This is a genomic window from Micromonospora sp. NPDC048887 (genome assembly GCF_040649715.1).
In the GTDB taxonomy this organism is placed as follows: Bacteria; Actinomycetota; Actinomycetes; order Mycobacteriales; family Micromonosporaceae; genus Micromonospora.
Genome location: NZ_JBEZGA010000015.1, coordinates 40,460 through 52,359 on the forward strand (window position 1 = coordinate 40,460; position 11,900 = coordinate 52,359).

Below are 11,900 nucleotides of genomic sequence, written 5' to 3' on the forward strand. Positions count from 1 at the left end.
CACCATGCTGCGCGGTCGTCGCTGTGACCACGCTGAGGAGATCCCCTACGGGTGAGCCCGTGGTGGCACCCTGGACCGGTGCGCTTGCTGGTGGTGGAGGACGAGACGCGGCTCGCGGCGGCGTTGCGCCGGGGCCTGTCGGCGGAGGGCTTCGCGGTCGACGTGGCGGCCAACGGCCCGGACGGGCTGGACGCGGCCCGGCACGGCGAGTACGACGCGATGATCCTCGACGTGATGCTGCCCGGTCTCTCCGGCTACGAGGTGGTGCGCCGGTTGCGTGCCGAGCAGCGCTGGCTGCCGGTGCTGATGCTGTCGGCCAAGGACGGCGAGTACGACCAGGCCGACGGCCTGGACTGCGGCGCCGACGACTACCTGACCAAACCCTTCTCGTACGTGGTGCTGCTGGCCCGGCTGCGGGCGTTGCTGCGCCGCGGCGCGCCCCGGCGGCCGGCCGTGCTCACCGTCGGCGACCTGCGCCTGGACCCGGCCCGCCGCCGGGTCACCCGGGCCGACGCCGAGGTGGTGCTGACCAGCCGCGAGTACGCGCTGCTGGACTACCTGATGCGCCGCCCCGGCGAGGTGGTGTCGAAGACCGAGCTGCTGGACCACGTCTGGGACGCCTCGGTCGACACCGCGCCGAACGCGGTGGAGGTCTACGTCGGCTACCTGCGCCGCAAGATCGGCCGGGAGCGGCTGGAGACGGTGCGCGGCGCGGGCTACCGGCTGGCCACATGAGCCGGTGGGTACGCGGCCCGCTGCCGCGCCTCGGCCTGCGGGCCCGGCTGCTCGCGCTCGGTGTGCTGGGGCTGGTGGCCGGGTTCGCGTTCGGCTCGGCGCTGCTGCTCGGCGCGCTGGGCTGGACGTTGCAGCGCTCGGTCGACGAGGAGGCGCTGCGTACCGCCGACGCGGTGGCGCGGCTGGCCGCCGAGGACGCGCTGCCGGATCCGCTGCCGGTCGCGGGTGGGCAGTTGCGGGTGCAGGTGGTCGACGCGCAGGGCCGCATCCGGGCCGCCTCGATCGACGCGGACCGCCTGGTGCCGATGCTCGGCCCGGACGAGCTGCGTCCCGGGCAGCGGCAGCGGCTGGTGGTGGACGGGCGGCGTGCCGGCATGCCCGGCCCGGTCCGGGTGGTCACGGTGCCGGCCGGCACGGCGCAGGAGCCGCGTACGGTGCTGGTGGCCAAGTCGCTCACCGACGTGCGGCACAGCCTGCACGTGGTCCGCAACCTGCTGCTCGTCGGCTTCCCGGTGCTGGTCGCCGGGCTCGGGGTGGTGGCCTGGCGGGTGGTGGGCGCGACGCTGCGGCCGGTCGAGCAGTTGCGCAGCGGCGCCGCCGAGATCACCGGGCGGGCCGGGGCGGAGCGGCTCCCGGTGCCGGCCGGGCAGGACGAGATCCACCGGCTCGCGGTCACGCTCAACGACATGCTCGACCGGCTGGCCGCGTCCCGGGACCGGCAGCGGGCGTTCGTCGCGGACGCCGCGCACGAGCTGCGCAGCCCGCTGACGAACATGCGCACCGAGCTGGAGGTGGCCCGGCGGCTCGGCGACGACACCGACTGGCCGGCGGTCGCCGACGACCTGCTCGCCGACACCGAACGGCTCAGCCGCCTGGTCGACGACCTGCTGCTGCTGGCCCGCCTCGACGAGCAGGACGTGCGGCCGTCGCCGGTCGGCCCGGTGGAGCTGGGGGAGCTGCTGCGGACGGTGGCGGCCCGCTACCCGTCCCCGCCGGTGCGGCTGACGCCACCCGACGGGCCGCTGTGGGTCGAGGGAGACGCGGGGGAGCTGCGCCGGGTGCTGGTGAACCTGGTGGACAACGCGCTGCGGCACGCGTACTCCGGTGTGGAACTGGCAGTGGGCGGGCCGGACGGCGCGTACCACCTGATCACGGTGACCGACGACGGGCCGGGCATCCCGGCGGCGGACCGGGAGCGGGTGTTCGCCCGGTTCACCCGGCTCGACGACGCGCGGGCCCGCGACGCGGGCGGCGCGGGCCTGGGCCTGGCCATCGTGCGCGAGCTGGTGCGCCGGGCCGGCGGCACGGTGGAGCTGGGCGACGCGACGCCCGGCGCCGCCGCGCCGGGGCTGCGCGCGACGGTACGGCTGCCCGCGCTGGCCGAGCCGGACGGGGAGTGAGCGGTCAGCGGCGTTTGGTGCAGACCGGCCCGGTGCGGGCGACCGTGTCGGTGGACCAGACGAGCGCCACCGTGAAGCAGTAGTCGGTGGTGCGGTCGAGCCCGTAGGCGATGTAGTCGACCGAGCCGGCGGGCAGCGTGGCGAACGTGCCCTGCGGCTGCCCGGCGCGGCCCCCGGCGACCACCACCGGCCCTTCGGCGCCGGCCGGGTACGTCCAGCTCAGCACGATGCTGTCGCGCCGGTCGGTGAGGGTGAACCGCCCGGGCGGCGTGCCGGGCGCGGCGGCGGCCGGCGTGGTCGGCGCGGGTCCGGCGGAGGTCGGCGGCGGCGCGCTGGAGGGCGGTGCGCCGGAGGCCGGAGGCGGCGTGCCGCGGCCGTCGTCGACCCGGGACACCCCGGCGATCACCGCGATGGTGCCGAGCAGCAGCGCCACCGCCACGCCCAGCACCACCAGCGGCAGCTGGGGCCGGGTGCGACGTTCGGCGGCCGGTGGCCGGGGCACGTGCACCGGCAGGTACCTCGACGGCGGCTCGGGCGGCGGTGGCGGCACCCGGCGTACGCCGGCCGGCTCGTCGTCGGCGAGCCCGACCACTGTGGGCGGCAACGGGTCGGCGTCCGGGCGCCACGGCTGCTCGGCCGGCCCGTCGGGCGGCCACGGATAGTCGTCGAACGCGTCGCCGTCCGCCTCCGGCGCGGCTCGCGGTGTCGGCACGTGCGCGGCCTCGGCGGCGCGGCCGGGCGGGTGGTAGAGCGGCGTCTCGACCGGGTCGTCGAGCGCGGGCGGGGAGTAGGGCGGCAGGTCGTGCGGCCCCTCGGTGGCCGGTGGGACCCGGGCGGCGGGCACCACCGGCGCGGTCCGGGCGGGCGGCGCCTCGGGGGCGGGCGCGGGGCAGACGTGGTCCGGGTCGGCGGCGGCGCGGGCCAGCCCGGCCACCTGGGCGGCGAGCGGGTCGTCGGGATCCAGGTGGTGGCGGCACAGTTCCTCGGCGAGCGTCAGGTGCTCGTGCGAGTCGGCGTACCGGCCGCAGTCACGTTCCATCGCGCCGAGCTTGGCCAGCATCTTGATGCCGCTGGGATGGCCGTCGCCGTAGACCTCCCGGTGCAGCTCCCAGGCGTCCTGCAACCGGTCGCGGGCCACCTCGCACTGGCCGCGCGCGTACTCCACGGTGGCCAGGTCGGCGTGCGCGGCGAGCACCCGCTGCGACTCCGGGCCGTCGCGGGCGGTCAGCTCGATGATCACGTCGGAGTAGAGCCGGGCGGCCCGGGCGTCGCTGCCGACCCGGTGCAGCACCGCGGCGAGCGTCGCGGCGGCGGTGACGGTGCGCTCGTCGGAGCGGCCGAACAGCCGGGTGGACGCCGCGTACGCGAACGCGGCCCAGCCGCGCGCGGAGTGCGGCTCGCCGAGTGCGACGAGCAGCCGGGCCTGGAGCCCGGCCGCCTCGGCCAGCTCGGGGGAGGCGTTGCCGGGACGGGGATCGGCGTCGCTGAGCGCGTCGGCGAGCAGCCGTTGCGCGCCGTCGAGGTCGCCTTCGGACACCAGTTGGTGCGCCTGGACGGTCAGGTCAGCGAAGCCGGAGGACACGCCCCATCGTGCTCGTCCGGCGACGGTATGTACAAGCCCCGGAGTGGATCAGTTTGGTCCCGAATCCGTCAGGTGGTCGGCGAGCGTCTCGCTGATCCGCCGGAGCTGGTCGACCTGGGCCGGGCTGAGCGCGTCGAACAGGTGCCGGCGTACCCCCTCGACGTGGCCGGGAGCGGCGCCGGCCAGGGTGGCGAAGCCCTCGCCGGTGAGCACGGCGACCTGCCCGCGCCGGTCGGTGGGGCAGTCCTCCCGGCGGATCCATCCGGACGCCTCCAGCCGGGCGGCGGCGTGTGACAGCCGGCTGCGCGACGAGCCGGTCAGCTCGGCCAGCTCGCTCATCCGCAGTCGCCGGCCGGGGGCCTCGGAGAGGCGGACCAGGATCTCGTAGTACGCGTGCGGCATGCCCGCGTCGCGTTGCAGCTCGCGGTCGAGCGTGTCCATCAGCGCCCGGGAGGCGGTCAGGAAGGCCCGCCAGGTCCGCTGCTCGTCGGGATCCAGCCACCGGGTCATGACGACCATCATACCGGCAATAGTTGAACGTTCAACAAAGCCGGGGTACGGTCGTTGACATGGGCATCCACCGACTCAACCACGCCGTCCTCTACGTCAGTGACCTGGAACGCAGCGTCGCCTTCTACCGCGACGTGCTGGGCTTCCGCCGGGTCCCGATGACTCCCGAGGGCTTCCGGGGCGCCGCCTTCCTCCAGGCGCCCGACTCCACAAACGACCACGACCTCGGCCTGTTCTCCATCGGCGCGGCGGCCGGGGCGTCCCAGGCCGGCCGGGCCACCGTCGGTCTCTACCACCTGGCCTGGGAGCTGGACACGCTCGACGAGCTGGGCGCCACCGCCGAGCGGCTGTCCGCCGCCGGTGGGCTGGTCGGCGCGTCCGACCACGGCACCACAAAGAGCCTCTACGGCCGCGACCCGGACGGGTTGGAGTTCGAGATCGTCTGGATCGTCCCGGCCGATCTGCTCGACGACGCCGCGCTCGCCGCGCGTACCCGCATCGGGCGGCTCGACCTCGACCGCGAGCGGCAGCGCTACGGCGGGCAGACCCGCGGCGGCGTGGGCATCTCCGTCCCGGTCTGAGCGGGGTTCCCGGCCGCGCCCGCCGCGCGGTGCGGTAGAAACGGCACCATGTCCACCGACGCCCTCCTGCGCGAGCTGCTCGTCCGCCGGCTCGACCACTGGCTCCCCGCCGCGCTGCACCGGGCGCGGCGGGCCACCCTCGCGCTCGCGTACGCCGGAGACGACGCCTCCGGCGCGGAGGAGGCGCTGCGGGTGGTGGCCGAGTTCGCCGACCGGCTGCGCGGGCGGCGGCTGACCGTGCTGGTGGTGGCCGACGACGGCACCGACCTGCCGGTACGCCTCGGCGCGGCCGAGGCCGCGCTGCCGCCCGACGTCGCCGTGCACCTGGTGCCCGGCGGCCCGGACCGGCTGCCGGTGGCGCTCAAGGCCGCCGGAGCGGCCGGCGCTCCGCTGCTCGTCGTCGCCGACGGCGCCGACCCGGACCCGGCCCTGCTGGCCGCCGCCGCGTCCGGGCGTCCGGCCGAGCTGCTGCTCGTCACCGCGCCCGGCCGGCCGCTGCGCCAGGTGCTCACCGACGCGGGGTTCCCGCTCGTCACCGAGGTCGAGCTGGTGCCGGACGGGGACGGTCCGGCCCGGCTGCTCGGCTACGGCACCGGCTCCGACCGAGGGCTGGAGGCGGTCAAGGACGCGCTCTGGGCGGTCGACGAGTACGCCGGCGTGCGCTACCGCGACCCGGCCGACCCGCAGGGCCGGCTGCTCGACATCTCGCTCGACCCCGAGCCCGGCCCGCTGCGCCGGGAACTGCTTGCCGAGCTGGCCCGCTCCGGCCCGCGTACGGTCACCGAGCTGCGCCGCTTCGCCACCACCTCGACCGTCTACCGGGCCGCCGACGCCAACCGGGCGCTGGCCTCGCTGCTCGCCTCCGGCGCGGTGACCCGCGACCCGGAGCACGGCCGGCTCGGCGGGGACGTGCTGATCAGCGCCGTCCCGAACGCTGCGTCATCTGCTTGACCACTATCGACGCCCCGGTGGCGACCACGCCGATGCTGAAGACCATCTGCGCGCACACCGCCACCCGGGCGATCTGGCCCTGGGCGTGCACGTCGCCGTAGCCGACGGTGGTGAGCGTCGCCAGCGCGAAGTAGAGCGCGTCGACCCGGGTCCGCAGCCCGGCGAACTCGCCCGGCCGGGTGTTCGCCACCACGTAGTCGCCGAGCGCGAAGACGAGCAGCCCGGCGATCAGCGCGACCGCGAGCCGGGTCAGCGCCCGGTCCTCGTCCCGGCCGGTCGGCTGGTCCCGGACGAGCTGGCGGCGGACCTGGCCGGTGACCAGGAACGCGATCACCGCCACCAGCACCAGCGTGCCGGCCGAGCGCAGGGCCAGCCGCAGGCCGTTCGGGTCGGCCTCGACCGGCACGAGGAAGTAGCCGGCGAGCATGAGCAGGCAGGCCGTCACGGCCCGCCGTCTGATCCGCCGCAGGGACAGGTCCACCATGCCGCGATTCTCCGGTCACCGGTGCGCCGCGGTCGGCGGAACCGCGATCCCCGCCGGTATGACGATCGGGGCGCCGGCCAGTAGCCGGCGCCCCGATCCACGTCCGGGTGTCAGGCCCGGGTCTTGTCCTGCTTCCACGACAGCGGCCCCGGAAGGTCCACGCGGTGGGCGCGGGTGTTCGAGTTCCAGGACCAGCGGCCGATCTTGATGCTCCACGACGAGAAGCCGTTCTGGGTGAAGTGGAGGATCAGCGGTCCGTACTTCTTGCGCTTGCGGAACTGGACGCCCATCGGGGGTGCCTCCTTCGTCTCCCTGCCTCTGCAGTCGTCTCCCTGCCTTCGCGGCAACGAACATGCCCGGATCGACGATTCGCGAAACCATGCCCGGTCCGCTCTGGACGGTGGGACTCGCGCCCGGCAAAATCTCTATCCAACGGGTAGGTCTTAAGGAGTCGTAAATGCTGGTGAAGACGGTTGGTAACAATGCCAGCGACGAAGGTCTCACTCTTTGGAAGGGCGTTGACCGGCGCCGAGAGCGGTCGGCAGCATGAGAGCCGGTCGCCCCGCATCGCTTCCCTCATCCGGGGGTACCGGGAGAGAACACAGCGCCGCCGCTGCTACCCCTGTACTGGAGGCTCTCGTGGACCACGTGACATCCCCGCCGCGCCGTGAGCCGGTGCCGTCGTGACCACCGTGGACCGGCCCGGCGCCGGGACCGTCGAGCTGCGCCCCGTCGACGTCGACTCCTTCCGCGACCTGCTGCGCCGCCAGGCGTCCACGGTCACCGTGGTCACCACGCCCGGCCTGCGCGGCAACCGGATGCGGCCGGACCTGCCGCCGGCCGGCTTCACCGCCACCTCGTTCACCTCGGTGTCGCTCGACCCGCCGCTGGTGTCGGTCTGCCTCGGCCGCGCGTCGTCGAGCTGGCCCACCGTCGAGCAGGCCGAGCACGTCGCCGTGCACCTGCTCGCCTCAGGGCAGCAGGAGATCGCGCAGATCTTCGCCACCAGCGGCATCGACCGGTTCAGCGCCCACCCGGGCTGGACCACCGGGCCGTTCGGCGTGCCGCTGATCGGCGACGCGCTGGCCGTGCTGCTGTGCCGGGTGGTGCGCCGGATCGAGGCGGGCGACCACACCATCCTGCTCGGCGAACCGCTCGCGCTCGGCGCGGGGGAGGACGGCGACCCGCTGCTGCACCACGGCGGCCGCTACACCACCACGCTCGGCGACTGGCCCGAGGCGTGGTGACCGCCGCCGTCGACGAGCTGATCGCACTCGACCGGGCCGCCCAGGACCTGCTGTTCCGGGCGGCCCGCACCGCCAACGCGTTCACCGACGAGCCGGTCGGCGACGAACAGGTCCGCGCCGTCCACGACCTGATCCGGTACGGCCCGACAGCGATGAACGCCCAGCCGCTGCGGGTGCTGCTGCTGCGTTCCCCGGCGGCCCGGGCCCGGCTGCTGCCGTACGTCAGCGCCGGCAACCGCGACAAGACGGCCACCGCGCCGCTGACCGCTGTGCTCGCCGCCGACGTGGACTGGCACGACCGGCTGCCCGAACTGTTCCCGCACCGCCCCGGCGCCCGCGACTGGTTCACCGGCGACCCGGCCGGCCGGGAGGCGCAGGCCCGGTTCAACGCCGCGCTCCAGATCGGCTACCTGCTGGTCGGCGTACGCGCCGCCGGGCTGGCCGCCGGACCGATGGCCGGCTTCGACGCCGCAGCCGTGGAACGGGAGTTCTTCCCCGGCGGGCGGCACCGGGTGCTGCTGCTGATGAACATCGGCCGCCCGGCGCCGGACGCCTGGCGGGAACGGCTGCCGCGCCTGCCCTACGAGGACGTGGTCGGCACCCTGTGAGTCAGCGCGGCTCCCACGCGTCCGGCTGGGCGGTCAGCTTGCGCACGTGCGCCGGCAACCGGCCGCTGACCAGCTCGTCCAGGCTCACCTCGTCGACCACCCGGCGCACCGAGGCGCGCACCGCCACCCAGAGCCGGGGCAGGTTCTCCGCCGCGCCCTCGTACCGGGTCTCCTCGGGGCGCAGCCCGCGTACCCCGGCCAGCGGACCGTCGACGGCGCGCAACACGTGCCCGATGGTGATCTCACGCGGCGGCCGGGCCAGCGTGTAGCCGCCCTCGGCGCCGCGCTGGGCCCGGACGACCCCGGCCCGGCGCAGGTCGGCCAGGACCGCCTCGAGGAACTTGCGCGGCATGTCCTGCTCCGCCGCGATGGCCTGGGTGGACAGCAGGGTCGGGTACGCGGTGGCCAGGCTCAGGGCTGCCCGGACCGCGTAGTCGCCGCGCGCGGAGATCTGCACAGTGCCATCATGCCTGGCCGCCCGGCACGGGGGAGTCGGCGGGCGGCCGGGGTCGCACCAGACGGACGGGCAGCGGGCGCTCGCGCTCGGCCCGGAACGTCCCCGGGCTCACCCCCACCTCGCGGGTGAAGAAGCGGCCGAAATTGGTCGGCTCGGGAAAACCCAGCTCCCGGCCGACCGCGGCGATCGACTCGTCGGTGGCGGCGAGCAGCCGGCACGCCTGCAACGCGACCCGCTCGTCGATCACCTGCTTGGCGCTGCGGCCGGTCACCGCCAGGCAGGCCCGGGTCAGGGTACGCACCGAACAGCCGAGATCGGCGGCGTAGTCCTCGACCCGGCGGGTGTGCCGGTAGCCGCGTTCCACCTCCCGGCACAGCCGCCGGAACGTCTCCGTCTCGGCCCGCGGCGTCGCGCCGTCGCCCGGGCGCGGCAGCAGGCTCAGCCGCAGCAGCAGGACGGCGAGCTGGTGGCGCAGCAGCGCCGCGGCGGCCGGCACCAGCGCATGCCGGTCGGCGTCCACGGCGAGCTGGCTCACCTCGCTGATCACCGCGTCCTCGTCCTCACCGGCGAGCTGGCGGTGGGCGGGCACCGCGTCCGGGTCGACGTCGAGGCCGCGCAGCGCGTCCGGCCGCCAGCTCACCACCGTCGCGTCGAGCTGCGCGCCGACGAACCGCAGCGCCTGCCCGGGATGCGCGCGCAGCAGCGTGCCCGGGCGGCAGGGGACCGGCCGGAAGTCCAGCTCGGCGGTGCCGTGGCCGTGGGTGACCAGGATCAGCAGATCACGGTCGAGCAGGACCGGGCGGGGCCAGCCGGGTTCGGCGGCGAGGTCGCCGAGCACACCGGTGACGATCTCGTCGGTGCCGGAGCGGAGCCGCGGCGGGCCGGTGCGGGTGGCCGGGGAGGGCTGACCGGTAGTGACCATCATCCCGACGGTAACCGGAGCGCCCGCACGTTGCATCTCGACGGTTTCGCCCGCTCTTGTCGGCAGCCGAGCCCGGCGGTTAGGTTACCGATCGGTAAAACCCGGGCCGGCGTGCGTTGCGCACCCGGCCACGCGGCCCCGGCCGACCGGCCCGCGGCCCGGCGACGGCGATGGGACGAACATGACGGATCTGTTCTCGGTCGACGGCAAGACGGTCCTGGTGACCGGCGGCTCACGCGGGATCGGGCTGATGATCGCCCGGGGCTTCGTCCGGGCCGGCGCCAAGGTGATCATCTCCTCGCGCAAGGCGGACGTGTGCGAGTCGGTCGCCAAGGAACTCTCCGCCGAGGGCCACTGCGAGGCGATCCCCGCCGACCTGGGCAGCGACGCGGGCGCGCTGGCGCTCGCCGAGGCCGTCCGGGAGCGCCACGACCGGCTGCACGTGCTGGTGAACAACGCGGGCGCCACCTGGGGCGCACCGCTGGAGGAATACCCGGAGGGTGCCTTCGACAAGCTCTGGGCGGTCAACGTCAAGGCCGTCTTCCGGCTCACCACCGCGCTGCTGCCGCAACTGCGCGCCGCCGCCGGCGCCGACGACCCGGCCCGCGTGATCAACATCGGGTCGATCGACGGCATCCGGGTGCCCTGGATGGAGGTCTACGCGTACTCGGCCACCAAGGCGGCCGTGCACATGCTCACCCGCGGCCTCGCCCACCAGCTCGCCGGCGAGCAGATCACCGTCAACGCGATCGCGCCCGGACCGTTCGAGAGCAAGATGATGGCCTTCGCGCTGGACGACCCCGAGTCGCGCGCGGCCATCGAGCAGCAGGTGCCGCTGGGCCGGATCGGCCGGCCCGAGGACATGGCGGGCACGGCGATCTACCTGGCGTCGCGGGCCGGCGCGTACCTGACCGGAGCGGTCATCCCGGTCGACGGCGGGATCACCACGCGCGGCTGACGCGTACCCCCGGTCGGAGACGGCCCGGGGCCGCGCGGACTCGGCAGATCCGCGCGGCCCCGGGTGTCGCCGTGTCAGCGACCGGCCAGCAGCCGGTTCACCGCGGTGTCGACGTCCAGGTGCTCGGCCTCGCGGCCGCGCGGGACGACGACGTAGGTCCGGCGCAGGAAGCGCACCAGCACGCTGCGCGGGACCTCGAACAGGGCGTTGCCGTCCGGGGACGACAGCGCGAGCGCGACGAAGTCGCCGCGCGGGGTGGCCCACGGCCAGACCCGCACATCACCGATGCCGGCCGGCTCGTCGAGCCCGGTGACCAGCAGTTCGCGAGCGAACGACCAGCTCACCGCCTCGCCGCCGGCGGACTCGGCGTGGAACAGGACATGGACCGCATACGGGTCAGCAGGGTCGTAACGCAGACTGGCACGCACCGGCAAGGCGGTGGCGTCAGGCGCGACGAGCCTTAGCGACGTCTCGACCTCTACGGTCGTCGGTCGGATGACACTCATGGACGTTCTCCCCCCGGCACCGCTGCGGAACGCGCGTGTCCCGCTTTTCCCATACTCAGGTGCTGCTCCTGGCTACGCTCCGCCATACGCTGACTTCACCCAGTGGTGGGAAGGGGTTCCGAAAGCCCCCGGGACCGCCCGGCCCCGCGTAGACTTTCCGGTTCCGCCCACTCCGTCGTCCCGCCCGGCAACGGGTGGTTCAGTCGTCGACTTACTCCGGTAACGTCCAGTCGTCAGCAGGGGTGACGGTCGCGGGCGACACTGGGGGTGGAAATGGTCACGAAGGGCTCCTCGGTGACGTCGCGGACCACGGCCGAATCGCCGAAAGGTGCGGCCCGAGCAGCCGAAAGTCGGGGGTACGAGGTGCCGGTGGAAGGGCGGTCGCAAGGCACTCTCACGGAGCAGCCGCGGCGGCGACAGGGCTGGCGGGGACGCCTGCACACCACGCTCGACCTCATCCGCGCCAACCCCACCGGCCGCGTCGCCCTGAAGATCTTCATCGGCATCCTCGGCGCCATCGTGGTCACCGTCGGTATCGCGCTGATCCCGCTGCCCGGGCCCGGCTGGCTGCTGGTCATCGCCGGCCTCGGCGTCTGGGCGGTCGAGTTCCACTGGGCGCGGCGGCTGCTCGCGTTCACCCGCCGCCACGTCAACTCCTGGACCCGCTGGGTCACCCGGCAGTCGATGCCGGTGCGCTTCGTGCTGGGCGCGGTCGGGCTCGTGTTCGTGTCGGTGGTGGTGTGGCTGTCGCTCAAGTACAGCTTCGGCATCGACGTGGTGGCGGAGGCGCTGCACTACCTCGCGACGCACTGAGGCCCGGTTTTTGGTCCGGGCGGGTGATCGGGTAGAGTCATGCGCGCTGAGGGCGATTAGCTCAGCGGGAGAGCGCTTCGTTCACACCGAAGAGGTCACTGGTTCGATCCCAGTATCGCCCACCATGAATACGGCAAGCTCAAGGC

General features: G+C 74.5%; 15 protein-coding genes and 1 tRNA gene. 9 read left to right on the forward strand and 7 right to left on the reverse strand.

Annotation, left to right across the window (positions count from 1 at the left end):
* The first annotated feature begins 78 nt into the window (after window positions 1–78).
* Together AB0C17_RS22000 and AB0C17_RS22005 are read left to right on the forward strand one after the other, a co-directional pair.
* Window positions 79–735: a response regulator transcription factor gene (locus AB0C17_RS22000; RefSeq protein ID WP_357385664.1), complete on the forward strand. Its 657-nt coding sequence runs from the start codon at window positions 79–81 to the stop codon at window positions 733–735.
* A complete protein-coding gene (locus AB0C17_RS22005; protein WP_357471602.1) occupies window positions 732–2,135 on the forward strand; it encodes a HAMP domain-containing sensor histidine kinase in 1,404 nt (467 codons plus the stop codon). The genes AB0C17_RS22000 and AB0C17_RS22005 overlap by 4 nt, the downstream gene beginning before the upstream one ends.
* 4 nt (window positions 2,136–2,139) lie before the next feature.
* Here AB0C17_RS22005 and AB0C17_RS22010 read toward each other — a convergent pair whose 3' ends face one another.
* Together AB0C17_RS22010 and AB0C17_RS22015 are read right to left on the reverse strand one after the other, a co-directional pair.
* Window positions 2,140–3,717 (reverse strand): tetratricopeptide repeat protein, encoded by a 1,578-nt coding sequence (locus AB0C17_RS22010; RefSeq protein WP_357471605.1) that lies wholly within the window; start codon window positions 3,715–3,717, stop codon window positions 2,140–2,142.
* 48 nt (window positions 3,718–3,765) lie between these two features.
* Entirely contained in the window at window positions 3,766–4,236 is a 471-nt protein-coding gene (locus AB0C17_RS22015; protein ID WP_357471748.1) for a MarR family transcriptional regulator, read from the reverse strand.
* Between the two features lie 50 nt (window positions 4,237–4,286).
* On the opposite strand from AB0C17_RS22015, the gene AB0C17_RS22020 reads away from it, so the two are divergent.
* Window positions 4,287–4,808 (forward strand): VOC family protein, encoded by a 522-nt coding sequence (locus AB0C17_RS22020; protein ID WP_357480209.1) that lies wholly within the window; start codon window positions 4,287–4,289, stop codon window positions 4,806–4,808.
* Between the two features lie 48 nt (window positions 4,809–4,856).
* Window positions 4,857–5,759, forward strand: coding sequence for a hypothetical protein (locus AB0C17_RS22025; RefSeq protein WP_357385672.1), 903 nt, complete (start codon window positions 4,857–4,859; stop codon window positions 5,757–5,759).
* Here the strand turns inward: AB0C17_RS22025 and AB0C17_RS22030 are convergent.
* Both AB0C17_RS22030 and AB0C17_RS22035 read right to left on the reverse strand, forming a co-directional pair.
* Entirely contained in the window at window positions 5,725–6,243 is a 519-nt protein-coding gene (locus AB0C17_RS22030; protein ID WP_357385674.1) for a potassium channel family protein, read from the reverse strand. The two genes, AB0C17_RS22025 and AB0C17_RS22030, sit on opposite strands and share 35 nt — an antisense overlap.
* 110 nt (window positions 6,244–6,353) lie before the next feature.
* Window positions 6,354–6,533 (reverse strand): DUF4236 domain-containing protein, encoded by a 180-nt coding sequence (locus tag AB0C17_RS22035; RefSeq protein WP_013284922.1) that lies wholly within the window; start codon window positions 6,531–6,533, stop codon window positions 6,354–6,356.
* A 393-nt stretch (window positions 6,534–6,926) separates the two neighbouring features.
* On the opposite strand from AB0C17_RS22035, the gene AB0C17_RS22040 reads away from it, so the two are divergent.
* A complete protein-coding gene (locus tag AB0C17_RS22040; protein ID WP_357385676.1) occupies window positions 6,927–7,490 on the forward strand; it encodes a flavin reductase family protein in 564 nt (187 codons plus the stop codon).
* Window positions 7,487–8,098, forward strand: coding sequence for a malonic semialdehyde reductase (locus AB0C17_RS22045; protein WP_357471614.1), 612 nt, complete (start codon window positions 7,487–7,489; stop codon window positions 8,096–8,098). The genes AB0C17_RS22040 and AB0C17_RS22045 overlap by 4 nt, the downstream gene beginning before the upstream one ends.
* 1 nt (window position 8,099) lies before the next feature.
* Here AB0C17_RS22045 and AB0C17_RS22050 read toward each other — a convergent pair whose 3' ends face one another.
* Both AB0C17_RS22050 and AB0C17_RS22055 read right to left on the reverse strand, forming a co-directional pair.
* Complete coding sequence (locus AB0C17_RS22050) at window positions 8,100–8,555, reverse strand: Rrf2 family transcriptional regulator (RefSeq protein WP_013284925.1); 456 nt, start codon at window positions 8,553–8,555, stop codon at window positions 8,100–8,102.
* A gap of 7 nt (window positions 8,556–8,562) precedes the next feature.
* Window positions 8,563–9,480, reverse strand: coding sequence for an AraC family transcriptional regulator (locus AB0C17_RS22055; protein ID WP_357385681.1), 918 nt, complete (start codon window positions 9,478–9,480; stop codon window positions 8,563–8,565).
* A 178-nt stretch (window positions 9,481–9,658) separates the two neighbouring features.
* On the opposite strand from AB0C17_RS22055, the gene AB0C17_RS22060 reads away from it, so the two are divergent.
* Window positions 9,659–10,435, forward strand: coding sequence for a glucose 1-dehydrogenase (locus tag AB0C17_RS22060; protein WP_091427952.1), 777 nt, complete (start codon window positions 9,659–9,661; stop codon window positions 10,433–10,435).
* Between the two features lie 74 nt (window positions 10,436–10,509).
* Here the strand turns inward: AB0C17_RS22060 and AB0C17_RS22065 are convergent, their stop codons facing one another.
* Window positions 10,510–10,941: an SsgA family sporulation/cell division regulator gene (locus AB0C17_RS22065; RefSeq protein WP_007457244.1), complete on the reverse strand. Its 432-nt coding sequence runs from the start codon at window positions 10,939–10,941 to the stop codon at window positions 10,510–10,512.
* 273 nt (window positions 10,942–11,214) lie between these two features.
* Here AB0C17_RS22065 and AB0C17_RS22070 point away from each other — a divergent pair, with 273 nt between their 5' ends.
* The gene (locus tag AB0C17_RS22070) at window positions 11,215–11,754 is read left to right on the forward strand and encodes a TIGR02611 family protein (RefSeq protein ID WP_357480212.1); all 540 of its coding nucleotides are present in this window, start codon (window positions 11,215–11,217) and stop codon (window positions 11,752–11,754) included.
* A 50-nt stretch (window positions 11,755–11,804) separates the two neighbouring features.
* Window positions 11,805–11,879 (forward strand) — tRNA-Val (locus tag AB0C17_RS22075).
* Window positions 11,880–11,900 lie beyond the last annotated feature (21 nt).

Coding starts and splice junctions, on each gene's coding strand:
- AB0C17_RS22070 (WP_357480212.1), top strand. CDS start 11,215: ATGGTCACGAAGGGCTCCTCGGTGACGTCGCGGACCACGGCCGAATCG.
- AB0C17_RS22005 (WP_357471602.1), top strand. CDS start 732: ATGAGCCGGTGGGTACGCGGCCCGCTGCCGCGCCTCGGCCTGCGGGCC.
- AB0C17_RS22055 (WP_357385681.1), bottom strand. CDS start 9,480: ATGATGGTCACTACCGGTCAGCCCTCCCCGGCCACCCGCACCGGCCCG.
- AB0C17_RS22020 (WP_357480209.1), top strand. CDS start 4,287: ATGGGCATCCACCGACTCAACCACGCCGTCCTCTACGTCAGTGACCTG.
- AB0C17_RS22015 (WP_357471748.1), bottom strand. CDS start 4,236: ATGGTCGTCATGACCCGGTGGCTGGATCCCGACGAGCAGCGGACCTGG.
- AB0C17_RS22025 (WP_357385672.1), top strand. CDS start 4,857: ATGTCCACCGACGCCCTCCTGCGCGAGCTGCTCGTCCGCCGGCTCGAC.
- AB0C17_RS22035 (WP_013284922.1), bottom strand. CDS start 6,533: ATGGGCGTCCAGTTCCGCAAGCGCAAGAAGTACGGACCGCTGATCCTC.
- AB0C17_RS22030 (WP_357385674.1), bottom strand. CDS start 6,243: ATGGTGGACCTGTCCCTGCGGCGGATCAGACGGCGGGCCGTGACGGCC.
- AB0C17_RS22060 (WP_091427952.1), top strand. CDS start 9,659: ATGACGGATCTGTTCTCGGTCGACGGCAAGACGGTCCTGGTGACCGGC.
- AB0C17_RS22065 (WP_007457244.1), bottom strand. CDS start 10,941: ATGAGTGTCATCCGACCGACGACCGTAGAGGTCGAGACGTCGCTAAGG.